The organism is Exiguobacterium sp. 9-2 (genome assembly GCF_036287235.1).
Taxonomy (GTDB): Bacteria; Bacillota; Bacilli; order Exiguobacteriales; family Exiguobacteriaceae; genus Exiguobacterium_A.
This window is the reverse complement of the sequence record NZ_CP142850.1, coordinates 122,520-145,000: the sequence shown is the minus strand read 5'-3', so window position 1 is coordinate 145,000 and position 22,481 is coordinate 122,520. Positions and strand designations below refer to the sequence as shown.

The 22,481-nt window shown below is 47.6% G+C and carries 40 protein-coding genes (1 of these 40 only partly in view); 1 reads left to right on the top strand and 39 read right to left on the bottom strand.

The features are described 5' to 3' along the window. Both VJ374_RS00860 and VJ374_RS00855 read right to left on the bottom strand, forming a co-directional pair. Positions 1-434: the 5' portion of an Mrp/NBP35 family ATP-binding protein gene (locus VJ374_RS00860; RefSeq protein ID WP_029343101.1), read on the bottom strand. 598 nt of this gene lie to the left of the window's left edge; 434 of the gene's 1,032 nt are visible here — the first part of the coding sequence; it begins with the start codon at positions 432-434; its stop codon lies beyond the left edge, outside the window. A 144-nt stretch (positions 435-578) separates the two neighbouring features. Further along, positions 579-1,229: a M15 family metallopeptidase gene (locus VJ374_RS00855; protein ID WP_058705165.1), complete on the bottom strand. Its 651-nt coding sequence runs from the start codon at positions 1,227-1,229 to the stop codon at positions 579-581. A 96-nt stretch (positions 1,230-1,325) separates the two neighbouring features. Between VJ374_RS00855 and VJ374_RS00850 the strand changes: the two genes are divergently transcribed. Beyond that, the gene (locus VJ374_RS00850; RefSeq protein WP_056064884.1) at positions 1,326-1,613 is read left to right on the top strand and encodes a hypothetical protein; all 288 of its coding nucleotides are present in this window, start codon (positions 1,326-1,328) and stop codon (positions 1,611-1,613) included. 93 nt (positions 1,614-1,706) lie between these two features. Here VJ374_RS00850 and rpsI read toward each other — a convergent pair whose 3' ends face one another. The 37 genes from rpsI to tuf all read right to left on the bottom strand — a co-directional run bounded on the left by rpsI (position 1,707) and on the right by tuf (position 22,417). After that, on the bottom strand, positions 1,707-2,099 hold the full coding sequence (rpsI, locus tag VJ374_RS00845; RefSeq protein ID WP_023466655.1) for a 30S ribosomal protein S9: 393 nt from the start codon (positions 2,097-2,099) through the stop codon (positions 1,707-1,709). Positions 2,100-2,123: 24 nt separating this feature from the next. Further along, entirely contained in the window at positions 2,124-2,561 is a 438-nt protein-coding gene (gene rplM, locus VJ374_RS00840) for a 50S ribosomal protein L13 (RefSeq protein WP_023466654.1), read from the bottom strand. Between the two features lie 168 nt (positions 2,562-2,729). Next, positions 2,730-3,464, bottom strand: a complete 735-nt coding sequence (gene truA, locus VJ374_RS00835) for a tRNA pseudouridine(38-40) synthase TruA (protein ID WP_056064887.1) — start codon at positions 3,462-3,464, stop codon at positions 2,730-2,732. After that, positions 3,464-4,255 carry an energy-coupling factor transporter transmembrane component T family protein gene (locus VJ374_RS00830; RefSeq protein ID WP_029343097.1) on the bottom strand — a complete coding sequence of 264 codons (792 nt, stop codon included), beginning with the start codon at positions 4,253-4,255 and terminating at the stop codon, positions 3,464-3,466. Before VJ374_RS00830 ends, truA begins: the two co-directional genes overlap by 1 nt. After that, positions 4,252-5,106 carry an energy-coupling factor transporter ATPase gene (locus VJ374_RS00825; protein ID WP_290754294.1) on the bottom strand — a complete coding sequence of 285 codons (855 nt, stop codon included), beginning with the start codon at positions 5,104-5,106 and terminating at the stop codon, positions 4,252-4,254. Before VJ374_RS00825 ends, VJ374_RS00830 begins: the two co-directional genes overlap by 4 nt. Further along, entirely contained in the window at positions 5,094-5,924 is an 831-nt protein-coding gene (locus VJ374_RS00820; RefSeq protein WP_329469748.1) for an energy-coupling factor ABC transporter ATP-binding protein, read from the bottom strand. The genes VJ374_RS00825 and VJ374_RS00820 overlap by 13 nt, the downstream gene beginning before the upstream one ends. A gap of 98 nt (positions 5,925-6,022) precedes the next feature. Next, on the bottom strand, positions 6,023-6,394 hold the full coding sequence (gene rplQ / locus VJ374_RS00815) for a 50S ribosomal protein L17 (RefSeq protein WP_023466649.1): 372 nt from the start codon (positions 6,392-6,394) through the stop codon (positions 6,023-6,025). A gap of 33 nt (positions 6,395-6,427) precedes the next feature. Continuing rightward, positions 6,428-7,372 (bottom strand): DNA-directed RNA polymerase subunit alpha, encoded by a 945-nt coding sequence (locus VJ374_RS00810; RefSeq protein ID WP_023466648.1) that lies wholly within the window; start codon positions 7,370-7,372, stop codon positions 6,428-6,430. A 137-nt stretch (positions 7,373-7,509) separates the two neighbouring features. Beyond that, complete coding sequence (gene rpsK, locus VJ374_RS00805; protein ID WP_023466647.1) at positions 7,510-7,905, bottom strand: 30S ribosomal protein S11; 396 nt, start codon at positions 7,903-7,905, stop codon at positions 7,510-7,512. A 16-nt stretch (positions 7,906-7,921) separates the two neighbouring features. Then, entirely contained in the window at positions 7,922-8,287 is a 366-nt protein-coding gene (rpsM, locus tag VJ374_RS00800; protein WP_023466646.1) for a 30S ribosomal protein S13, read from the bottom strand. A 20-nt stretch (positions 8,288-8,307) separates the two neighbouring features. Further along, on the bottom strand, positions 8,308-8,421 hold the full coding sequence (gene rpmJ, locus VJ374_RS00795) for a 50S ribosomal protein L36 (protein WP_003156543.1): 114 nt from the start codon (positions 8,419-8,421) through the stop codon (positions 8,308-8,310). Positions 8,422-8,454: 33 nt separating this feature from the next. After that, complete coding sequence (infA, locus tag VJ374_RS00790; protein ID WP_012369032.1) at positions 8,455-8,673, bottom strand: translation initiation factor IF-1; 219 nt, start codon at positions 8,671-8,673, stop codon at positions 8,455-8,457. 149 nt (positions 8,674-8,822) lie between these two features. Further along, the gene (gene map / locus VJ374_RS00785; protein WP_023466644.1) at positions 8,823-9,575 is read right to left on the bottom strand and encodes a type I methionyl aminopeptidase; all 753 of its coding nucleotides are present in this window, start codon (positions 9,573-9,575) and stop codon (positions 8,823-8,825) included. Continuing rightward, on the bottom strand, positions 9,575-10,222 hold the full coding sequence (locus VJ374_RS00780) for an adenylate kinase (protein WP_023466643.1): 648 nt from the start codon (positions 10,220-10,222) through the stop codon (positions 9,575-9,577). Before VJ374_RS00780 ends, map begins: the two co-directional genes overlap by 1 nt. 71 nt (positions 10,223-10,293) lie before the next feature. After that, complete coding sequence (gene secY / locus VJ374_RS00775) at positions 10,294-11,583, bottom strand: preprotein translocase subunit SecY (RefSeq protein WP_023466642.1); 1,290 nt, start codon at positions 11,581-11,583, stop codon at positions 10,294-10,296. Further along, entirely contained in the window at positions 11,583-12,023 is a 441-nt protein-coding gene (gene rplO, locus VJ374_RS00770; protein ID WP_035399353.1) for a 50S ribosomal protein L15, read from the bottom strand. The genes secY and rplO overlap by 1 nt, the downstream gene beginning before the upstream one ends. A gap of 35 nt (positions 12,024-12,058) precedes the next feature. Then, entirely contained in the window at positions 12,059-12,244 is a 186-nt protein-coding gene (rpmD, locus tag VJ374_RS00765; protein WP_023466640.1) for a 50S ribosomal protein L30, read from the bottom strand. An 18-nt stretch (positions 12,245-12,262) separates the two neighbouring features. Beyond that, the gene (gene rpsE, locus VJ374_RS00760; RefSeq protein WP_023466639.1) at positions 12,263-12,763 is read right to left on the bottom strand and encodes a 30S ribosomal protein S5; all 501 of its coding nucleotides are present in this window, start codon (positions 12,761-12,763) and stop codon (positions 12,263-12,265) included. Positions 12,764-12,785: 22 nt separating this feature from the next. Then, positions 12,786-13,136: a 50S ribosomal protein L18 gene (rplR, locus tag VJ374_RS00755; RefSeq protein WP_023466638.1), complete on the bottom strand. Its 351-nt coding sequence runs from the start codon at positions 13,134-13,136 to the stop codon at positions 12,786-12,788. A gap of 37 nt (positions 13,137-13,173) precedes the next feature. Then, complete coding sequence (gene rplF / locus VJ374_RS00750; protein WP_023466637.1) at positions 13,174-13,710, bottom strand: 50S ribosomal protein L6; 537 nt, start codon at positions 13,708-13,710, stop codon at positions 13,174-13,176. Between the two features lie 31 nt (positions 13,711-13,741). Beyond that, entirely contained in the window at positions 13,742-14,140 is a 399-nt protein-coding gene (rpsH, locus tag VJ374_RS00745) for a 30S ribosomal protein S8 (RefSeq protein ID WP_012369023.1), read from the bottom strand. A 31-nt stretch (positions 14,141-14,171) separates the two neighbouring features. Further along, positions 14,172-14,441, bottom strand: coding sequence for a 30S ribosomal protein S14 (gene rpsN, locus VJ374_RS00740; protein WP_023466636.1), 270 nt, complete (start codon positions 14,439-14,441; stop codon positions 14,172-14,174). Between the two features lie 14 nt (positions 14,442-14,455). After that, a complete protein-coding gene (gene rplE / locus VJ374_RS00735) occupies positions 14,456-14,995 on the bottom strand; it encodes a 50S ribosomal protein L5 (RefSeq protein WP_023466635.1) in 540 nt (179 codons plus the stop codon). Between the two features lie 31 nt (positions 14,996-15,026). Further along, positions 15,027-15,338, bottom strand: a complete 312-nt coding sequence (gene rplX, locus VJ374_RS00730) for a 50S ribosomal protein L24 (protein WP_012369020.1) — start codon at positions 15,336-15,338, stop codon at positions 15,027-15,029. 34 nt (positions 15,339-15,372) lie between these two features. Continuing rightward, on the bottom strand, positions 15,373-15,741 hold the full coding sequence (gene rplN, locus VJ374_RS00725; RefSeq protein WP_012369019.1) for a 50S ribosomal protein L14: 369 nt from the start codon (positions 15,739-15,741) through the stop codon (positions 15,373-15,375). 48 nt (positions 15,742-15,789) lie between these two features. Continuing rightward, positions 15,790-16,053: a 30S ribosomal protein S17 gene (gene rpsQ / locus VJ374_RS00720; RefSeq protein ID WP_023466634.1), complete on the bottom strand. Its 264-nt coding sequence runs from the start codon at positions 16,051-16,053 to the stop codon at positions 15,790-15,792. Between the two features lie 31 nt (positions 16,054-16,084). Then, positions 16,085-16,288 (bottom strand): 50S ribosomal protein L29, encoded by a 204-nt coding sequence (gene rpmC, locus VJ374_RS00715; protein ID WP_012369017.1) that lies wholly within the window; start codon positions 16,286-16,288, stop codon positions 16,085-16,087. Next, positions 16,275-16,712: a 50S ribosomal protein L16 gene (gene rplP / locus VJ374_RS00710; RefSeq protein ID WP_012369016.1), complete on the bottom strand. Its 438-nt coding sequence runs from the start codon at positions 16,710-16,712 to the stop codon at positions 16,275-16,277. The genes rpmC and rplP overlap by 14 nt, the downstream gene beginning before the upstream one ends. A gap of 33 nt (positions 16,713-16,745) precedes the next feature. Beyond that, a complete protein-coding gene (gene rpsC, locus VJ374_RS00705) occupies positions 16,746-17,402 on the bottom strand; it encodes a 30S ribosomal protein S3 (protein WP_023466633.1) in 657 nt (218 codons plus the stop codon). A 12-nt stretch (positions 17,403-17,414) separates the two neighbouring features. After that, positions 17,415-17,747: a 50S ribosomal protein L22 gene (rplV, locus tag VJ374_RS00700; protein ID WP_012369014.1), complete on the bottom strand. Its 333-nt coding sequence runs from the start codon at positions 17,745-17,747 to the stop codon at positions 17,415-17,417. A gap of 20 nt (positions 17,748-17,767) precedes the next feature. After that, entirely contained in the window at positions 17,768-18,046 is a 279-nt protein-coding gene (gene rpsS / locus VJ374_RS00695) for a 30S ribosomal protein S19 (protein ID WP_012369013.1), read from the bottom strand. 63 nt (positions 18,047-18,109) lie between these two features. Then, on the bottom strand, positions 18,110-18,940 hold the full coding sequence (gene rplB / locus VJ374_RS00690) for a 50S ribosomal protein L2 (RefSeq protein WP_023466632.1): 831 nt from the start codon (positions 18,938-18,940) through the stop codon (positions 18,110-18,112). Positions 18,941-18,972: 32 nt separating this feature from the next. Beyond that, a complete protein-coding gene (gene rplW / locus VJ374_RS00685) occupies positions 18,973-19,257 on the bottom strand; it encodes a 50S ribosomal protein L23 (protein WP_023466631.1) in 285 nt (94 codons plus the stop codon). Next, on the bottom strand, positions 19,257-19,880 hold the full coding sequence (gene rplD / locus VJ374_RS00680; protein ID WP_023466630.1) for a 50S ribosomal protein L4: 624 nt from the start codon (positions 19,878-19,880) through the stop codon (positions 19,257-19,259). The genes rplW and rplD overlap by 1 nt, the downstream gene beginning before the upstream one ends. A gap of 29 nt (positions 19,881-19,909) precedes the next feature. After that, positions 19,910-20,536 carry a 50S ribosomal protein L3 gene (gene rplC / locus VJ374_RS00675; protein ID WP_023466629.1) on the bottom strand — a complete coding sequence of 209 codons (627 nt, stop codon included), beginning with the start codon at positions 20,534-20,536 and terminating at the stop codon, positions 19,910-19,912. Positions 20,537-20,604: 68 nt separating this feature from the next. Further along, entirely contained in the window at positions 20,605-20,913 is a 309-nt protein-coding gene (gene rpsJ / locus VJ374_RS00670) for a 30S ribosomal protein S10 (RefSeq protein ID WP_029343090.1), read from the bottom strand. Between the two features lie 316 nt (positions 20,914-21,229). Then, complete coding sequence (tuf, locus tag VJ374_RS00665; RefSeq protein WP_056064893.1) at positions 21,230-22,417, bottom strand: elongation factor Tu; 1,188 nt, start codon at positions 22,415-22,417, stop codon at positions 21,230-21,232. Positions 22,418-22,481 lie beyond the last annotated feature (64 nt).

The following is a 22,481-nucleotide window of genomic DNA, read 5'->3' as shown; positions in this document are numbered from 1 at the left end:
TCTGGAACACTAAAGCCGTAGATATCGGCATCAATCAAACCGACCTTCTTCCCTGCTCGTGCGAGGGCGACTGCTAAGTTAACGGAAACCGTCGATTTCCCGACGCCCCCTTTACCGGAGGCGATCGCGATGAACGTCGTACCGGATTCTGGTTTAAGGATCGACGGTGTCGTCGCTGCTTGGATCCCGTGATCACCGAGTGCCTCAAAACGGAGTCCCACCGTCTTGAATCCTTTTTCTTTCAGTTCCTTGACGATTTGCTGTTGGAGCACGAGTTGCTCCCCAGAACCGGATTGTGCTAAAGCGATTTTCAGACTGACATAATCACCTTTAATCCGGACGTCACGAATGCCGTTCGTATCTGCAAGCGGGCGGTCAATCGTCGGATCGACGAGCGTTCCGACTACCTCGCGAATTTCTTGTTCATTCAACATAGTGCCTTCCCCCTGAAAACGTTCGATTTAATCCTTATTAGTATAACAAAAATAAGAGAGCGCTTGCACATTTCGACACCGGAAAGGATGACTTTTCCATGTCCAGTGTCAGTTTTCATCATTTTACTCGATCATTCGCTCGTTTTAGAACATTCGGTTCCATGTACGAGGACCCACGACACCATCAACGTCAAGTCCTTGACGTGTTTGATAGGCACGCACCTTCTGAGCCGTCTCTGCATCAAAGCGCCGAGTCACGGTTGCTTTGACTGCACGCTGAATTCGTTCGATATCCCGTGGATTCATATTGGCTGCCCCTTGATACAACGGACGACCTGGATACGGAACGATCGCACGAGAGCGATTCGGCGTTTCTTCAGACACTCCTAGTAATTCAAAGTGTGGATAATCCTTAAAGCTCGTCCAGTCCCCACCCCAAGAAAAGCCACGTCGTTTCATCGCAGCAACAATCTTTTGAAAGCTTTGGTCATTTCGAAATAGCGCTTGTGTACCGTCTTGGGAATATTGAAAGAGGTCGACGGCAATTCCACGGTTATGATTCGATTGTCCCCCGCGTGCATTCGTTACGATTGGTCCCGGTAGTGTCCGTCCCTGTGCGTACAACCGATTCTGTTCTGCGATCGATCGGTACCCTTGGGCGACACCGACATAAATCCCTTGTGCATGCATCTCCCGGATGACCTCTTGCGTCCGTTTGGCGACTTCTCGTGACAGTCCCGAAGCATTCAACTTCCGATTCGCTCGCTCGAGTAACCAGCTGATTGATAATGCCATCTATGCTCACTCCCTTTGTCTCCTGTTCCCGAAAACAAAATCCGCTATACTTATGGAATGCAGAATGATTTTAACTCATATCAAAAGGAGCATCATATGAAAAAACGCATCATTTGGACACTTGGCGTCACCTGTCTCTTACATCTTAGCTTCGTCCTGTATCTGACGCTGCAACCGACCGTAGCTACCAAGACGGAGTTACCGGACAATGCAACCGTCTTGAGTGAAGAAACCTCTTTTACGGGACATGTCGGTCAAGCGACGACACATACACCTATCGCATTCATACAATCTGTCTTTGTTTGGAGCATCCCGCTGACGATCGTCATCCTCTATATTCTTCTGACGATATTGCACCGATTACGCTCCACTCCGTCGTCTTGACTTTAATCGCTGTTCTGACACTTCGTCAGGAGAGCGGTTTTTTAGTGCACAAAAAAACCTCCCACCACAAGGGTGAGAGGGATTCGAAAAGAATTAACGTTTCGAGAATTGTGGTGCACGACGAGCTGCTTTAAGACCGTATTTTTTACGCTCTTTCATACGAGCATCACGAGTCAAGAAGCCTTTCGCTTTGAGTGCGCCGCGGAATTCTGGATCCGCTTGAAGAAGAGCACGTGAGATACCGTGACGGATAGCGCCTGCTTGACCAGTGAAGCCGCCGCCTTTGACCGTTACGATTACATCGTACTTGCCTTCTGTTTCTGTGATTACGAGTGGTTCTTTTGCAGTCATGATCAATGTCTCATAACCGAAGTATTCGCTGATATCGCGACCGTTAACTGTGACTTTACCGTCTCCAGCAACGAGGAAAACGCGCGCTGCCGCGTGTTTCCGGCGACCAGTGCCGTAGTAACGTACATCTGCCATCGTGTAGTTCCTCCTAAATTCGTATTAACCGCGAAGTTCGTAAACTTCTGGTTGTTGTGCTTCGTGCTTGTGTGCAGCTCCAGCGTAGACGTGGAGTTTGTTGAACATTTGACGACCGAGGCTACCTTTTGGAAGCATCCCTTTGATCGCGAGTTCAAGCATGCGCTCAGGTTTGTTAGCAAGCATATCGCGTGCAACAGTCTGCTTTAAGCCGCCTGGATGACCAGAGTGACGGTAGTAGACTTTTTTGTCGAGTTTGTTACCAGTTAAAACGATTTTCTCAACGTTGATGAGGATAACGTTATCCCCACAGTCAACGTGTGGTGTGAACGTAGGCTTGTGCTTACCACGGAGAAGTGATGAAACTTCGCTCGCAAGGCGACCGAGTGTTTTACCTTCAGCGTCGATAAGGAGCCATTTGCGTTCTACATCAGTAGCTTTCGCCATGAAAGTTGTGCGCATGTAAAATACCTCCTAAGGAATTAAAAGTTCTGTTTTTGATTTTTCATTTATTCACTAGGTGAATCTATCATAATCTTAGGTGTACGGGGCTAAGATTGTGGTTTCATAATAAATGAAATGCCAATAAACATTGTATGTTTTTTAATAGCCAATGTCAATTGCCTTTTTTCACTCCGGATAGAAAACTTCCCATAGATAGAGTCCATGAGGAGGCGCCGTCACGCCTGCAACGTTCCGGTCCTTTGCCAGCAACATTTTTTTAATGTCCTCTGGTGCAAAACGACCGCGTCCGACGTCAAGTAACGTCCCGACCATGATCCGGATTTGATTATAGAGAAAACCACTGCCCTGGAACCGAAAGACGAGTTCGTCACCGATCGTCATCAACTCTGCCTCGTAAATCGTCCGGACCCGGTTATCCGTTTCCGTCTTCGCGACACAGAACGAACTGAAGTCGTGCGTCCCGACGAGATGCGCCATCCCTTGGCGTATCCGCTCAAGATCAATCGGATACGGAACATGAACCGACAGATTCCGACGAAACGCATTTTCTTCGCGGCGGACGAAATAGCGGTATTCCTTCCCTACGACATCGTAACGTGCTTCAAAGGTCGATTCGACCTCCTCGCAGCTCCGGACACGAATATCCGCTGGTAAGAGCGTATTAAGTGCCTTAACGACGTTCTCCGGGGGAATCGCTAGTTCCGTATCAAAATGAATGACTTGTCCGTAGGCATGCACTCTCGCATCCGTCCGTCCCGACCCGATGACCTTGACGGGATGTTTGTGCATCCGCGCAAGCGTCGTTTCAATCACTTCTTGAATCGTCAATCCGTTTGGTTGCACCTGATACCCGGCGTAGCCGGTTCCATCATATTGAATCGTACATTTTAAACGACGCATTACCCGATCCCTCGCAATCCTACTAAACTGATCGTCAGGAGGACGAGCAAGATCATCAGACCCGTATCCCGCATCGTCCACTTGGACTCACGTAGACGTGTCCGTCCCTCTCCTCCACGGTACCCCCGCGCTTCCATCGCTGTCGCAAGATCCTCTGCCCGCTTAAAGGCGGAGATGAACAAGGGAATCAATAACGGAATGATCGCCCGTAAACGTTCCTTAATCGGTCCTGCTGACAAATCGACACCACGTGCTTGCTGTGCCTTCATGATTTTCTCTGTCTCCTCTGCTAAGGTTGGTAAGAACCGAAGTGAGATCGACAACATTAAGGCGATCTCATGCGTCGGGACACGGACGACCTTGAACGGCTTCAATAACAATTCAATCGCATCCGTCAATTCGATCGGTGAGGTCGTCAACGTGACGAGTGTCGTGATCGAGACGAGATAGAAGAAACGTAATGAGACGATGATCGCGAGTCGCAGTCCTTCTTCATAGATCCGAAGCCAGCCAAACTCAAAGAGGACAGCCCCTTCGCGCGTGAAGAACAGTTGGATGACGAACGTAAAGACAATCAGGAAAAGAATCGGTCGCAGTCCCTTTAGAACATAACGAAGCGGTAAGCGACTACTCATGAGTGCTAAGAACGTAAAGATGAGTAAAAAAATGTTCGTTGCTGCATTGTTCGCGAGAAAGACGAGCGGAATGAAGCAGAAAGCAAAGATGATCTTAGCGAGTGCTGACGAGCGATGCAAGTACGACTGACCGGGAATATGTTGTCCAACGATCATTCGCTCACCCCCTTCGTCATCAACCAGTCGATCAATTCGGTTTCCGTCCGGATGTCCGGACGTTCCAGCCCACGCTGATCGGCGACTTGCCAGGCAAGCGATAAGACGTGCGGGAGATCGAGATGGAATTGCTCGAGCAAAGTCTCTTCTTTAAACAGATCAAGCGGTAGTCCGTCAAACGCCACCTGTGCATCTTCCATGACGATCACGCGCTCGGCATACTCAAGCACCTGATCCATGTCGTGCGTGATTAGGAGCAACGTCATACCGGTTTCTGCATGGAGCCGGGCAAACAGACTCAGCATATGCTTGCGTCCTTGCGGATCGAGTCCTGCCGTCGGCTCATCGACGATCAACACGTCTGGTTGACTAGCGAGTACGCCGGCAATTGCAACACGCCTCATTTGCCCACCAGACAGGTCAAACGGCGAACGACTCCAAAAGACTTCATCGAGTCCGACAGTCCGTAATGCCTCTTTTGCTAATTGCTCAGCCGTCGCACCATCATGACCGAAGTTCATCGGACCGAACATGACATCTTTTAAAACCGTCTCTTCGAACAATTGATATTCCGGATATTGAAAAACAAGCCCGACGCGACGTCTTAATGGCTTGAGGTCCTGTTTTTTCTTCGGTTCGACGATGATGTCATCGACTTGTACCTTCCCCGCTGTCGGCTTGAGCAACCCATTGATGTGCTGCACGAGCGTCGATTTCCCGGATCCGGTATGCCCTACAAACGCAACAAGCGCCCCTGACGGAATCTCAAGATTCACATCACGCAGCGCGACTCGTTCGAACGGACTATTGAGTTGATACGTATAATTTAATTCCTGGATTAAGATTGGCATAAACGGTTCACCAATTCTCTTTCATCTAGTATCGTCTCCTCGAGTGAGAGACCTTGCGCCCGTAAACGTTCTTGTACCCGAACAACGAATGGAACATCGAGTCCGATGTCTTCTAAGAACGATGCATGACGAAAGACTTCCTGAGGGGATCCTTCTAATACGATTTTCCCGGCATCCATGACGATGACACGACTAGCCCGTAATACTTCGTCTAATTCGTGTGTAATCGCGATGACCGCCATTGGGTGAGTCGCATGGAGTTCCTGAACGGTCGACATGACCTCTTGTCGTGCTAATGGATCAAGCATCGATGTAGCTTCATCGAGCACGAGAACATCAGGGCGCATCGCAAGCGCCGAAGCGATTGCGACACGCTGCTTCTGTCCGCCGGATAGTTGATGGGGTTCCCGATCAACAAAATCCGTAAGGCCAACGCGCGCTAGACTGTCGTCGATACGACGAACCATTTCCTCGCGTGGCACACCCCAGTTTTCTAGAGCAAATGCCACGTCGTCGCGCACGGTCGTGCCAACGAATTGATTATCTGGATTTTGGAAGACGATGCCGATTGCTCGGCGCATCTCCCACAGTTGATCCGGATTTGCACTTGAAAAGCGCTCAGCAACCGTAACAGTCCCTGTCTCCGGTAACAGCAATCCATTAAACAATTTCGTCAGCGTTGATTTTCCAGAGCCGTTGTGACCAACGATGGCGACCCATTCACCTGAACGAATCGTCAGAGAGACCTCGTGTAAGGCTGCTTGCTCCTGTTCCGGATACCGATAGGTGACCTGTTCCAGTTCAATCAGCTTGTCCATGATCTCTCCTCCTTCATCAAATCAATACTTTCATTTTGTAGCAAAAGGGCAGAAGCGGGATACGCACTGCCCTTTTATGGCGAATCATTTAATGAGGATTAAACGAGTTCGATGATGACCATTTCTGCGCCGTCACCACGACGTGGTCCCATTTTCATGATGCGTGTGTAACCACCTTGACGCTCAGCAAAACGTGGAGCCACATCAGCGAATAATTTTTGGATCGCGTCTTGTGCTTTGCCCTCTGCGTTTTGACCAGCAGCTTCACGGCGAACGAACGATGCAACTTGACGACGAGCGTGGAGATCACCGCGTTTACCTAAAGTGATGAGTTTCTCTACGACTGGACGAAGTTCCTTCGCTTTTTGTTCTGTAGTTTGGATACGCTCATTGATGATGAGATCAGTCGCAAGGTCACGCAAAAGTGCCTTACGTTGTGAGCTTGTACGGCCTAATTTCGAGTATGCCATGGATGGATTCCCTCCTTCGTGCAATTAATAGTATTAGTCTTCTTTGCGCAAGCCTAGTCCGAGTTCGTCGAGTTTCGCTTGAACTTCCTCGAGTGATTTACGTCCGAGGTTACGGACTTTCATCATCTCGTCTTCGCTCTTGTTCGCGAGTTCTTGAACCGTGTTGATACCAGCGCGTTTCAAACAGTTGTACGAACGAACTGAAAGATCGAGTTCTTCGATCGTCATTTCGAGTACTTTTTCTTTTTGATCTTCTTCCTTTTCGACCATGATTTCAGCATGGAGCGCTTCGTCTGTAAGACCAACAAAGATGTTTAAGTGTTCTGTCATGATTTTCGCACCGAGTGACACTGCTTCTTCAGGGCGGATTGAACCGTCCGTCCAAACATCAAGCGTCAATTTATCGAAGCTCGCATCTTGACCAACACGTGTTTTTTCAACTTGATAATTTACTCGTTGAATTGGCGTGTAAATTGAGTCGATTGGGATGACACCAATTGGCATATCGTCCCGTTTGTTATCTTCAGCCTGAACATACCCACGACCACGGCGTGCTGTAAGACGCATATGAAGTGATGCACCTTCTGCAAGCGTTGCGATGTGAAGTTCTGGGTTGAGGATTTCGACGTCGCTGTCATGCGTAATGTTCGCAGCAGTGACAACACCAGCGCCTTGAATATCGATCTCAAGCGTTTTCTCTTCTTCCGAGTACACTTTGAGGGCGAGTTTCTTAAGGTTCAAGATGATTTGGGTAACGTCTTCTACAACGCCATCAATCGTCGAGAACTCATGAAGAACGCCATCGATTTGGACTGCAGTGACTGCAGCACCCGGAAGTGAAGACAATAGGATACGACGCAATGAGTTACCAAGCGTTGTACCGAATCCACGCTCAAGCGGCTCAACTACGAATTTACCAAACGTAGCGTTCTCGCTTAACTCGATCGTTTCAATCTTCGGTTTTTCGATTTCGATCATCTGAACCCCTCCTTGAATATCGTCATGTTGGCCATCGCGTTCAATCGCCAACCGCCTTGTGTACGTTTCTACTGCCTTGCTTGGTCAAACGATCAACAAAAGTCTACTCGAATCCCCGCTCTGCAGTACAAGACGGGTTACACGCGACGACGTTTTGGAGGGCGGCAACCGTTGTGTGGTACTGGAGTAACGTCACGGATTGCAGTGACTTCGAGACCGATTGCTTGAAGAGCACGGATAGCTGCTTCACGACCTGCACCAGGACCTTTAACGTTAACTTCTACAGTACGCATACCGTTATCCATTGCTGTTTTAGCAGCTGTTTCAGATGCCATTTGTGCAGCGAAAGGAGTCGATTTACGTGAGCCTTTGAAGCCCATGTTACCTGCAGTTGCCCAAGAGATTGCATTCCCTTGCATATCAGTGATCGTAACGATCGTGTTGTTGAATGTTGAACGGATATGCACGATACCAGATTCAATATTCTTTTTGACTTTACGTTTACTACGAACGTTCTGTTTGCGTTTTGCCATCTTAGTTTACCCTCCCTTACTTCTTCTTGTTCGCTACTGTACGGCGTGGGCCTTTACGAGTACGCGAGTTGTTTTTAGTGTTTTGACCACGAACTGGAAGACCACGACGGTGACGAACACCACGGTAGCAACCGATTTCGATCAAACGTTTGATGTTGAGTGAGATTTCACGACGAAGGTCACCCTCAACTTTGATTTTGTCTAAACCATCACGAAGTTGGTTCAATTGTTCCTCAGTCAAGTCGCGAGTACGAGTATCTTCAGAGATACCAGTTTCTTTCAAGACTTTTTGAGCAGTCGTTTTACCAACACCATAGATGTAAGTGAGTGAGATGACGATGCGTTTCTCACGTGGAATATCTACACCAGCAATACGTGCCATGTGTGCACCTCCTTGTTTAATTACCCTTGTTTTTGTTTATGCTTAGGGTTTTCGCAAATAACCATTACTTTGCCTTTACGGCGGATAACTTTACATTTTTCACAGATCGGTTTAACCGAAGGTCTTACTTTCATTGTGAATACCTCCTCCTGAAAAAATCGGAGTTTTTATTTGAAACGGTATGTGATCCGTCCGCGAGTCAAGTCGTATGGTGACAACTCAACCGTTACTTTATCTCCTGGCAAGATCCGAATGAAGTGCATCCGAATTTTTCCTGAGACGTGCGCGAGGACCGTGTGGCCGTTTTCTAACTCCACCTTAAACATCGCGTTTGGAAGCGGCTCGATAACCGTACCTTCCACTTCGATTACATCTTGTTTCGCCATCAATTATACCCCTTTCTCTATAAAGTTGATTGGGAGCCCAGACGATTTGTAGCGCTAGGGGCTTTCTACAAGAGCCATTGAGAGATCATCGGTCACAAACACGAGTGGATACTGGCTTATAGAAAGGTGACACCAATAACGCGCACAGCTCACTCTGCATCGACCGTTAAGATCTCGTAGCCGTCGTCTGTGATGGCGATGGTGTGCTCAAAGTGGGCGCACATGCTACCGTCCACCGTCACTACCGTCCAATTGTCGGATAGTGTGCGAACATAGCGTTTCCCGACGTTGACCATTGGCTCAATTGCCAGTGTCATGCCGGTTTTCAGGCGCGGCCCTTTCCCCGGTGGTCCATAATGTGGAATTTGCGGATCTTCATGCAAATTTTGTCCCACGCCGTGGCCCACATATTCGCGGACTACAGAAAAATTCGCTGCTTCAACATGTGACTGAATCGCATGCGAAATATCTGTCAGGTGCACGCCAGCTTTGGCGCGCTCCAATCCTTTATACAGAGATTCTTCAGTTACGTCAAGTAACCGCTTCGTCTCTTCAGAGATTGTACCTACCGGATATGTCCAGGCTGAATCTCCGTGATACCCATTGTACTCTGCTCCGATGTCAATCGAGATGATGTCACCGTCCTGAAGTACACGATCTCCCGGAATACCATGGACAAGCTCTTCGTTCACGGAAGCACAGATGCTACCCGTGAAACCATTATACCCTTTAAACGATGGTGTTGCCCCTTGACTTCGAATATAGCGTTCAGCGATCGCGTCGAGTTGCCCCGTCGTGATACCTGGGCGAATATGAGCTTGAAGCTCCTTATGCGTCCGGGCGACGATTTGTCCTGCTTTACGCATGATGTCGATTTCACGCGGCGCTTTCGTGATGATCATTACTGATCACCAAGGAGTGCCTGAACATCGGAATATACATCGTTGATTGGACGATCACCGTCCAAATTACGAAGATACCCTTTTTCTGCGTAAAAGTCAATCAAAGGTTGCGCTTGAGCGACGTTGACTTCCAAGCGACGACGTACTGTCTCCTCTTGGTCATCTTCACGTTGTACAAGTGCTGATCCGTCGATATCACAGATCCCCTCCACTTTTGGTGGGTTGTAGAGAACATGATACGTTGCTCCGCAAGTTGGGCAAATCCGGCGACCTGTCAAACGAGGGACAAGTTTCTCCGGGTCTACACCGATGTGGATGACGTGATCAATTTGTTTGCCCAGATCTTCAAGTAATGCTTCAAGAGCATCTGCTTGTTTCACTGTGCGTGGGAAACCGTCAAGGAGAAAACCATTTGCACAGTCTTCTTTGGCGAGACGCTCACGTACGATGCCGATTGTGACTTCGTCCGGAACGAGTTCCCCTTTATCCATGTATGATTTCGCTTCTTGTCCGAGTGGCGTTGAATCTTTGATCGCCGCGCGGAACATGTCGCCTGTCGAGATGTGGGGGATCGCATAGTCTTCGATGATTTTCGCAGCCTGCGTTCCTTTACCAGCACCCGGCAAACCCATCAATACTAGATTCATGTCGGTAGCCTCCACTTCTATAGCTCTATAGACACAACAGAAAGGAAAGGGATGGTCCCCTTCCTCCCGCCTTATCGGATAAAGCCTTTGTAGTGTCGTTTAACCAATTGACTTTCAATCTGTTTCATCGTCTCTAGTCCTACACCGATGACGATCAGCAAGCTCGTACCACCAATCTGCACCGAGTTCGGTAAGCCAGCAAACTTAATGAAGAATGTCGGCGTCACCGCGATGACAGCGAGGAAGAGTGAACCGAAGAATGTCAGACGGTATAGAATCTTCGTGATGTACTGCTCCGTTTGCTTACCAGGACGAATACCAGGAATGTATCCGCCTTGTTTTTGAAGGTTCTCTGCCATTTGTTCCGGGTTAACCTGAACGAATGTGTAGAAGTACGAGAACGCGATGATCAGTGCCACATAGATCGACATACCGATTGGACTCGTATAGTCGAAGATGTCACGGATCTTCGTTGCCGTCTCCGGACTTGCAAAGAAACTCGCAATCGTTGGTGGCGTCACCATGAACGACACCGCGAAGATGACTGGAATAACACCGGCAGCGTTCAATTTGATCGGCAAGTGTGCCGATTGACCGCCAACTGGTGTCCGGTTCACCGTACGCTTAGCGTACTGAATCGGAATCTTACGTGCAGCTTGCTGGACGTAGATGACTCCGACGATGACCGCGATGATGATTAAAAGCAAGAGTACGATATAAAGCACGTTTACAAACAAAGCATCCCCTGCATTTTGGAGCTTCGTTTCGTAAATCTGGCGGAATGCATTCGGGAAGCCCGCGACGATCCCAGCGAAGATGATCATTGATATCCCGTTACCAATGCCCTTCTCCGTGATGAGTTCACCGATGAACATCAAGAATGCTGTTCCCGCTGTCAATACGAGTGCAATCATAACGTATGTCCAGGTGCCGAACTGTTCGTCGACAAGACCTGGGTAGATACGGTTAAATCCAAGCGCGATTCCAAACGCTTGGACTAAGCCGAGTACGATCGTTCCATAGCGCGTTACCGTTGCTAACTTCTTACGGCCCGCCTCTCCTTGTTTTGCCCATTCGGCAAACTTTGGAACAACGTCCATCTGTAAGAGTTGGACAACGATCGAGGCCGTGATATACGGCATGATTCCCATCGCAAAGAGTGAGAAATTCTGCAAAGCATTCCCACCGAACGAGTTCAAGAAACCAAGAATACCATTCTGGTCGATCTTGAACACTTCCGTGTTTACCATCGGCACCGGGATATGTGCTCCGATACGGAACACGATGACCAAGGCCAAGGTAAAGAGAATGCGCCGACGAATGTCAGCTACGCGCCACATATTGGAGATCGCTTGAAACATTAGATCACCTCAACCGTACCGCCGGCAGCTTCGATTGCTTGCTTCGCAGCGTCGGAGAACTTATGAGCTTTAACTGTTAGTTTCTTTTCGATCTTACCGTTAGAAAGAATTTTCACGCCGTCTTTCATGCCTTTGACTGCACGAGTCTCGACAAGAAGTTCTGGAGTGACTTCAGTTCCTTCTTCAAAACGGTTGAGTGTGTCAAGGTTAATGACCGCGAACTCTTTACGAGTTGGGTTGTTGAAGCCGCGTTTTGGTAAACGACGGTAAAGTGGGTTTTGTCCACCTTCGAAACCTGGACGAACACCACCGCCTGAACGAGCTTTTTGACCTTTGTGACCACGGCCAGAAGTCTTACCGTTACCAGAAGACATACCGCGACCTACACGGTTGCGTTCTGAACGTGAACCAGCAGCTGGTTTCAATTCATGGAGTTTCATAGTGGGGCACCTCCTCATAAAATTATATCGAACTATTACTCTTGAATTTCTTTTACTGTCACTAAGTGTGACACGTGGTTAATCATCCCACGCATAGCAGCGTTGTCAGGTACGACAACAGTCTGGTGCATCTTACGGAGACCAAGCGTACGAGTAGTAACGCGTTGGTTCTCCGGACGACCGATCATGCTGCGTGTGAGGGTAACTGCGAGTTTCGCCATCTGTTTTCCCTCCCTTTCTTAACCGCGAAGTTCTTCGACGGTTTTACCGCGGAGTTTCGCAACTTCTTCAGCACGTTTGAGTGATGTGAGACCTTCGACAGTCGCACGAACCATGTTGATTGGAGTGCTTGATCCAAGTGATTTTGAAAGAATGTCGTTGATTCCCGCTAATTCGAGAACCGCACGAACTGGACCACCAGCGATGACTCCAGTACCTTCAGAAGCAGGCTTCAAGAAGACGTGACCTGCACCGAATACACCGTTGACTTCGTGTGGAATTGTTGTGTTAACGATTGGAACGTTAACCATGTTTTTCTTAGCATCTTCGATTGCTTTACGGATCGCTTCAGGCACTTCCTGAGCTTTACCCGTACCGAAACCTACGTGACCATTCTTGTCACCAACGACGACGAGGGCAGCAAAACGGAAGCGACGGCCACCTTTTACTACTTTCGCGACGCGGTTTACGGTAACAACGCGTTCTTCGAGTTGATCCATGTTAATTTCTAACTGGCGCATGTAGAGGTTCCCTCCTTTTCTATTAGAATTTGAGACCAGCTTCACGAGCTGCTTCAGCTACAGCTTTGATACGTCCATGATAGAGATATCCTCCACGGTCGAAAACGACTGTTTCGATACCTTTTTCAAGAGCGCGCTCAGCTGCGAGCTTACCAACTGCTGCCGCAGCGTCAGTCGTGTTGCCTTTTTCAAGGTCGAGTGATGATGCAGATGCGAGTGTTGCATGTGTTGCATCGTCAATGACTTGTACGTAAATGTTCTTGTTCGAACGGAATACGTTCATACGTGGACGTGTTGCAGTCCCGATGATTGTACGACGGACACGACCATGACGTTTTTTACGCGTAGCGTTTTTATCTGCCTTTGAGATCATTTATGCCACTCCTTTCCGGTCAATTCGCATGTGCGAATTACTTACCTGTTTTACCTTCTTTACGACGAACGACTTCATCACTGTAACGAATACCTTTACCTTTGTACGGCTCAGGTTGACGGTACGAACGGATCAATGCAGCGACGTGACCAACACGTTCTTTGCTGATTCCGCGAACGATGAGTTGCGTATTCGTAGGAACTTCGACTTCGATGCCTTGTTCCGGAGTGTACTCGATTGGGTGTGAGTAACCGAGGTTGAGTACGATTTTGTTACCTTGCTTTTGTGCACGGTAACCAACACCTTGGATATCGAGTGTCTTAGCGAAACCGTTGCTTACACCTTCGACCATGTTCGCGATAAGCGCACGAGTCGTTCCGTGGATCGTACGGCTTGCTTTCTCGTCGTTCGGACGAGTGACAGTCAATTCATTACCTTCTACGTTGATCGCCATAGCTGGGCTGAACTCGCGTGAGAGTTCCCCTTTAGGACCTTTTACCGTAACCGTGTTGTTTTCAACTGTTACTGTAACGCCTGCTGGGATGACGACTGGCTTTTTACCAATACGTGACATTTAAGACACCTCCGTTCTTTTTATGCGTGTATTACCAGATGTATGCGATCACTTCGCCGCCGACTTTTTGTTGGCGAGCTTCTTTGTCAGTCATTACACCTTTAGATGTTGAAACGATAGCGATTCCGAGACCACCGAGTACTTTCGGGATTTCATCAGCTTTCGCGTAAACGCGAAGACCTGGTTTCGAGATACGTTTGAGTCCAGTGATAACGCGCTCGTTGCTTGCGCCGTATTTAAGGAATACGCGGAGCGTACCTTGTTTGCTGTCCTCGAGATATTCAACATCGCGGATGAAACCTTCACGTTTGAGGATTTCAGCGACTTCACGTTTGATTGTAGAAGCTGGCATTTCCAACTTCTCATGGCGAACCATGTTTGCATTACGAATGCGTGTAAGCATATCTGCAATCGGATCTGTCATAACCATGCGATGTACCTCCTTTCACAACTTTAATGAATTACCAGCTTGCTTTTTTAACACCAGGGATTTGACCTTTATGAGCAAGATCACGGAACTTAATACGGCTGATACCGAATTTACCAATGTAACCGTGTGGACGGCCAGTGATACTACAACGGTTGTGTAAACGAACCGCTGAAGAGTTACGTGGGAGTTTGCTCAAGCCGATGTAGTCGCCTTGTGCTTTCAATTCTGCGCGTTTTTCAGCGTAGCGCTCAACGAGTGCTTGACGTTTTACTTCACGTGCGATCATTGATTTCTTAGCCATGTTGTCGACCTCCCTTATTTTTGGAATGGCATGCCGAGTGCTGTGAGAAGCTCACGTGACTCTTCATCCGTGTTAGCAGTAGTTACGATAACGATGTCCATACCACGGACTTTCGATACGCGATCGTAGTCGATCTCTGGGAAGATCAATTGTTCCTTCACGCCTAGCGTGTAGTTACCACGGCCATCGAAAGATTTTTTCGATACGCCACGGAAGTCACGTACACGTGGAAGTGACACGTTGATCAACTTGTCGAGGAATTCGTACATGCGCTCGCCACGAAGTGTAACCTTCGCACCGATTGGCATACCTTCACGAAGTTTGAAACCAGCGATTGATTTCTTAGCTTTCGTGATGAGTGGCTTCTGACCAGTGAGGAGCTGAAGCTCTTCGACTGCCATGTCAAGTGCCTTAGAGTTCGTAACAGCGTCACCAACACCCATGTTGATTACGATTTTATCGACTTTCGGCGCTTGCATTACAGAACTGTAGTTGAATTTCTCCATCATTACTTTGACGATTTCGTCTTGGTATTTCGCTTTTAAACGGTTCATCAGAAAGTGGACCTCCTTTCTTTAAATCTTCTTATTTATCTAAAGCTTCGCCCGATTTTTTAGCGATACGTACTTTCTTGCCGTCAACCACAGTGAAACCAACGCGTGTTGGGTTACCTGTCTTAGGGTCGATGAGCATAACGTTCGATACGTGAATCGGTGCTTCTTTCTCGACAATTCCGCCTTGCGGGTTGAGTTGAGAAGGCTTTGAGTGTTTTTTGATCATGTTAACGCCTTCGACGATTACGCGATCTTTTTTAGGCATAGCTGTAAGGACAACGCCTTGTTTGCCTTTGTCTTTACCAGTCATAACCTGAACTTTATCACCTTTTTTGACATGCATCGTTAGAGCACCTCCTTGTAGGAATTCTTTGGAATTAAAGTACTTCCGGTGCCAACGAGACGATCTTCATGAAGTCTTTTTCACGAAGTTCGCGTGCGACTGGTCCGAAGATACGTGTGCCACGTGGGCTTTTGTCATCTTTGATGATGACTGCTGCGTTTTCGTCAAAACGGATGTACGAACCGTCTTTACGACGAACGCCACGTTTAGTACGAACGACTACTGCGCGTACAACTTCACCTTTTTTGACAACGCCACCTGGTGTTGCTTGTTTTACTGTACAAACAATAACGTCACCGATGTTAGCAGTTTTACGACCAGAACCACCGAGGACTTTGATCGTCAAGACTTCACGAGCTCCTGAGTTGTCTGCTACTTTTAAGCGAGATTCTTGTTGAATCATACGATTGTACCTCCCTCCGGATGTTTATTCACCCGAACTAATTAGAGTTTAGATGATTACTGCTTCTTCAATGACTTCTACGAGACGGAAACGTTTGTCCTTAGATAATGGACGTGTTTCTTGAATGCGTACAACATCACCGATTTTAGCTGTGTTGTTTTCATCATGCGCTTTGTACTTTTTAGAGTAGTTTACGCGTTTGCCGTAAAGCTTGTGCTTTACTTTTGTTTCAACTGTAACTACGATCGTTTTGTCCATTTTGTCAGAAACGACGCGTCCAGTTAACACTTTGCGGTTGTTAGTGCGTTCCATTGAGTGTTCCTCCTCTCAGAATCCGAGTGAATTATGCGTTGTTGATGCCGAGTTCGCGTTCACGAAGAACGGTTTTCGCGCGTGCAATCGACTTGCGCACTTCACGGATACGAGCAGGGTTCTCAAGCTGACCAGTCGCGAGTTGGAAACGAAGGTTGAACAACTCTTCTTTCCACGAACCGACTTTACCGTTAAGCTCTTCAGTTGTTTGCTGACGGAGATCAGTTGCTTTCATTCGTATCACCACCATTTTCTTCACGTTTTACGAACTTACATTTTACTGGAAGTTTGTGTGATGCAAGACGGAGAGCTTCGCGTGCGATCTCTTCCGATACTCCTGCGATTTCGAACATTACTTTACCCGGTTTGACGACTGCTACCCAGCCCTCCGGAGCACCTTTACCTGAACCCATTCGGACTTCAAGAGGTTTTTTAGTGTATGGCTTGTGTGGGAAGATCTTGATCCACACTTTACCACCACGTTTCATATAACGAGTCATCGCGATACGCGCTGATTCGATTTGACGGCTAGTGATCCAGCTAGCTTCTTGAGCTTGGATACCGAACTCGCCGAAGTGTACTGTAGTACCACGTTTCGCTTTACCACGCATGTTGCCGCGGTGAACACGACGATATTTTACACGTTTTGGTAACAACATGTTGTGTTGCCTCCTTCCCTAGACGGATGTGGATTATTCTTCGTTTGCTGCTGCTTTTTTCGTAGGAAGCACTTCACCGTGGTGGAGCCATACTTTTACGCCAATTTTGCCGTAAGTTGTATCAGCTTCTGCAGTACCGTAATCGATGTCTGCACGGAGTGTATGAAGTGGAACTGTTCCTTCCGAATACTTCTCAGAACGAGCGATATCAGCGCCACCAAGACGACCAGAAACTTCAGTCTTGATTCCTTTGATACCAGAACGCATTGAGCGTTGGATTGATTGCTTCATAGCACGACGGAACGATACGCGACCTTCAAGTTGGCGAGCGATGTTCTCAGCGACGAGCTTAGCAACTGCATCCGGGTTTTTCACTTCAACGACGTTAACGTGAACGCGTTTGCCTTTTGCAAGGTTAGTGATGTCTTTACGAAGTGTTTCGATTTCAGAACCGCCTTTACCGATAACCATACCAGGCTTAGCAGTGTGAAGTGAGATGTTCAAGCGGTTAGCTGCGCGCTCGATTTCTACTTTAGAGACACTAGCGTCTTTAAGACGTTTTTCGATATATTCACGAACTACGTAGTCTTCATGAAGGAGATCAGCATAGTCTTTATCTGCGAACCAACGTGATTCCCAGTCTTTGATGATACCTACGCGAAGACCAGTTGGGTTAATCTTCTGACCCACGGTAATCCCTCCTTATTTTTCAGATACCACGATGTGAACGTGGCTCGTACGTTTGTTGATGCGGCTTGCGCGACCCATTGCACGTGGGCGGAAACGTTTGAGCGTTGGACCTTCGTTTACGTAAGCCTCAGTGACTACGAGGTTTTCGATGTTCATGTCGAAGTTGTGCTCAGCGTTCGCGATTGCCGATTTCAATACTTTCTCAACGATTGGCGTTGCTGCCTTGTTCGTGTAAGCAAGAATCGAAAGTGCTTCGCCGATTTGCTTCCCGCGGATTAAGTCTACTACGAGACGTGCCTTACGAGGAGCAATGCGAACCATATTAGCCGATGCTTTTGATTGCATAATGAGTACCTCCCCTCAGATTAACGTTTCGTTTTCTTATCGTTTCCAGCATGTCCTTTGTAAGAACGTGTTGGAGCGAATTCACCAAGTTTGTGACCGACCATATCTTCTGTCACGTAAACCGGTACGTGTTTACGACCATCGTAGACAGCGATCGTGTGACCGATGAACTCTGGGAAGATTGTCGAGCGGCGTGACCAAGTTTTGATGACATGTTTGTCACCAGCTTCGTTGGCTTTATCAACCTTAGCGAGCAGATGGTGATCTGCGAATGGACCTTTTTTCAAGCTGCGACCCATAGTTGTACCTCCCTTTGGCATGATTCAGGAACGGTTCCTACGAACCGTCCAGAAATCATGTAATTATTTTTTAGAACGACGGACGATATATTTATCGCTCGCTTTGTTTTTCTTACGAGTTTTGTATCCGAGTGCCGGTTTACCCCAAGGAGTAAGTGGGCCCGAACGACCGATTGGAGCACGTCCTTCACCACCACCGTGTGGGTGATCGACTGGGTTCATGACAGAACCACGAACTGTAGGACGTTTTCCGAGCCAGCGTGAACGACCAGCTTTACCGATATTGACGAGCTCGTGCTCTTCATTACCGACAGCGCCGACTGTTGCACGGCAAGTAGCAAGGATCATACGAGTTTCGCCTGATTGAAGACGAACGATCGCATATTTACCATCTTTACCGAGAAGCTGAGCAGAAGTACCAGCTGCGCGAACGAGCTGACCACCTTTACCTGGCTTAAGTTCGATGTTGTGGATCAACGTACCGACTGGGATGTTTGAAAGTGGAAGAGCATTACCGACTTTAATGTCAGCTTCTGGTCCAGCCATGACTTGCATGTCTACTTTCAAGCCTTTCGGTGCGAGGATGTAGCGTTTTTCACCATCGATGTAGTGGATCAATGCGATGTTAGCAGAGCGGTTTGGATCGTACTCAATTGTAGCGACACGACCAGCGATGCCATCCTTGTTCCGTTTGAAGTCGATGATACGATATTTACGTTTGTGTCCGCCACCTTGGTGACGTACTGTCAAGCGACCTTGGTTGTTACGTCCGCCCTTTTTCGAAAGCTTTTCAGTTAACGATTTTTCAGGACGTGAAGCCGTAATCTCAGCAAAGTCAAGTGCAGTCATATTACGACGACCGTTAGTGGTCGGTTTAAACTTTTTAATTCCCATCGAGAGTTCCCTCCTTTTCTACAGAGTTCCGATTAACCGAGGTAATCGAGTTCTTTGCTATCTGCAGTAAGCGTGACGACCGCTTTTTTGCGGCGTGCTGTGTAACCAGCGTGACGACCTACGCGTTTTGCTTTTGGTTTTGAGATCAATGTGTTGACTTTGTCAACTTTCACTCCGAAGATCGCTTCAACTGCATCTTTGATTTGAGTCTTAGATGCCTTCACGTCTACTTCGAATGTGTACTTTTTCTCAGCCATTTGGTTTACTGAACGTTCAGTAATGACAGGACGTTTGATAATGTCGTGTGTGTGTGCCATTATGCAAGCACCTCCTCTACTCTCGCAACAGCGTCCTTCGTAATGATGACTTTGTCATGAGCGACAAGATCAAGGACGTTTACACCTGCAGCGTCAACGACTGTGACACCCGGGATGTTGCGTGTTGAAAGAACGACTGACTCGTTGTAATCAGCAGTAACGACGAGAACTTTACGTTCGATTGAAAGAGCAGCGAATACTGCGATCATGTCCTTAGTTTTAGGAGCATCGATTGTCAATCCTTCAAGAACGATGAACTCGTTGTTAGCGACTTTCGAAGAAAGTGCTGAACGAAGTGCGAGACGACGAACCTTTTTAGGAAGTTTGTAAGCGTACGAACGTGGTGTTGGACCGAAGACTGTTCCACCGCCAACCCATTGTGGCGAACGGATCGAACCTTGGCGTGCACGACCAGTACCTTTTTGTTTCCATGGTTTACGGCCGCCACCGCGAACTTCCGAGCGACCTTTTGTATCATGTGTACCTTGGCGACGTGAAGCTTGTTGCATGACGATTGCATCGTATACGACTGCTTCATTTGGCTCGATTCCGAAAACGGCATCTGCGAGCTCGATGTCTCCAACTTGTGTACCTGTTTGGTTAAGCAAAGCTACTTTAGGCATTCGTTATTCCTCCTTTCCTTGCAAACGGATTAGTTGCCTTTAACCGCAGTTTTGATGACAACTTGGCTCTTACGTGCGCCTGGGATAGCACCCTTGACGAGGAGTAAGCCGCGTTCTGCATCAACTTTTACGATTTCAAGGTTTTGAACAGTGATTTGCTCTCCACCCATGCGTCCAGGGAGCAATTTCCCTTTGAATACACGGTTAGGAGCAACAGGACCCATTGAACCTGGGCGACGGTGGTAACGCGAACCGTGAGCCATTGGACCACGTGATTGGTTGTGACGCTTGATTGCACCAGCGAAACCTTTACCTTTCGACGTACCTGTTACATCAACCATTTCGCCTGCAGCGAAAGTATCTGCTTTAATCTCTTGACCGATTTCGAAATCTGCTACTGATGTACGGATTTCTTTAATGAAGCGCTTAGGTGTCGCGTTTGCTTTCGCAGCGTGACCTTTTTGCGGTTTGTTTTGACGACCTTCTTTGATATCACCAAAGCCGAGTTGAACTGCTTCGTAACCGTCAACTTCCGTTGTTTTCAATTGAAGAACAACGTTACCTTCGACTGAAACGACAGTAACAGGGACGACTTCACCTGACTCGTTGAAGATTTGTGTCATACCGAGTTTAGTTCCTAAGATTCCTTTAGCCATGAGATACACCTCCTAATATTGAATGATTTTGATCTTCTGGCTAGTATCAACTATCTATAGAAGAAAAATTAAAGTTTGATTTCGATGTCAACGCCCGATGGAAGTTCGAGACGCATAAGCGCATCAACAGTTTTCGGTGTTGGGTTAACGATGTCGATCAAACGTTTGTGTGTACGCATTTCGAACTGCTCACGAGCATCTTTGTACTTGTGAACGGCACGAAGTACTGTGTAGACCGCTTTCTCCGTTGGGAGTGGGATCGGACCAGATACAGTAGCACCTGAACGTTTTGCTGTGTCGACAATCTTCTCAGCCGATTGATCAAGCACGCGGTGATCGTATGCTTTCAAACGGATCCGAATTTTTTCATTTGCCATGTTATTTCCCTCCTTTTCGCCTATTTCGTAAATAGACATTCTCCGCGGAAATTTCCACACTAGCCATGGCAATGCCGCCTGGTGTGTCATAACCTCCCGCTTCATCGCGTTGTGTTTGTGACCAACATATTCTATCATACTGAATCACCAGCAAGAATGCAAGCACTAATAAAATAGAATATGTATTCAAGTCTCTCACCACTCGCACAAACACTTTCCTCAGTATATAAGATGTCAGACCATGTTGCAAGACTGTTTTCAAAGAAATGAAAAAAGGTCTTCCGCCACGGGAGACGGAAGACCTTTGTCTTAAAAATTACTCAACGATTTCTGTAACTGATCCAGCGCCTACTGTACGGCCACCTTCACGGATTGAGAAACGAGTTTCTTTTTCAAGAGCGATTGGTGCGATGAGTTCAACAGTCATTTCGATGTTGTCCCCAGGCATAACCATTTCAGTACCTTCTGGAAGTTGAACCATACCAGTTACGTCAGTTGTACGGAAGTAGAACTGCGGGCGGTAGTTCGCGAAGAATGGCGTGTGACGGCCACCCTCTTCTTTAGAAAGAACGTAAACTTGCGCTTTGAACTTTTTGTGTGGTGTGATTGTGTTTGGTTTCGCGAGAACTTGTCCACGCTCGATGTCGTCACGTGATACACCACGGAGAAGAGCACCGATGTTGTCGCCAGCTTCAGCATAGTCAAGAAGCTTACGGAACATCTCTACACCAGTACATACTGATTTTTTAGTTTCTTCGTGAAGACCAACGATTTCGATCTCGTCGTTGACTTTAAGAACTCCACGCTCAACGCGGCCAGTAGCAACTGTACCACGACCAGTGATTGAGAAGACATCCTCAACTGGCATCATGAAGTCTTTTTCAGTGTCACGAGTTGGTTCTGGGATGTACTCATCGACAGCTGCCATGAGTTCCATGATTTTTTCTTCCCATTTAGCTTCGCCGTTAAGCGCGCCAAGAGCAGAACCTTGGATAACTGGGAGGTCATCACCTGGGAAGTCGTACTCAGAAAGAAGCTCACGGATTTCCATTTCGACGAGCTCAAGAAGCTCTTCGTCGTCAACCATGTCAACTTTGTTCATGAATACTACGATGAAAGGAACACCTACTTGACGTGAAAGCAAGATGTGCTCACGTGTTTGTGGCATTGGACCATCTGTTGCAGAAACAACGAGGATCGCGCCGTCCATTTGTGCAGCACCAGTGATCATGTTTTTAACATAGTCAGCGTGACCTGGGCAGTCAACGTGTGCATAGTGGCGTTTGTCTGTTTCGTACTCGATGTGAGCTGTTGCGATTGTGATACCGCGCTCGCGCTCTTCTGGAGCACCATCGATTTGGTCAAACTTAGTTGCAGCTTTACCTTGTGATTTTGCAAGTACAGCTGAGATAGCTGCTGTCAAAGTTGTTTTACCGTGGTCGACGTGGCCGATTGTACCAACGTTAACGTGCGGTTTAGAACGGTCGAATTTTTCCTTACCCATTCTGAATTCCTCCTCTATGTGTCTAATAATTTTTTATAACTAGGAAGGTGAGTCGTAAGATAAC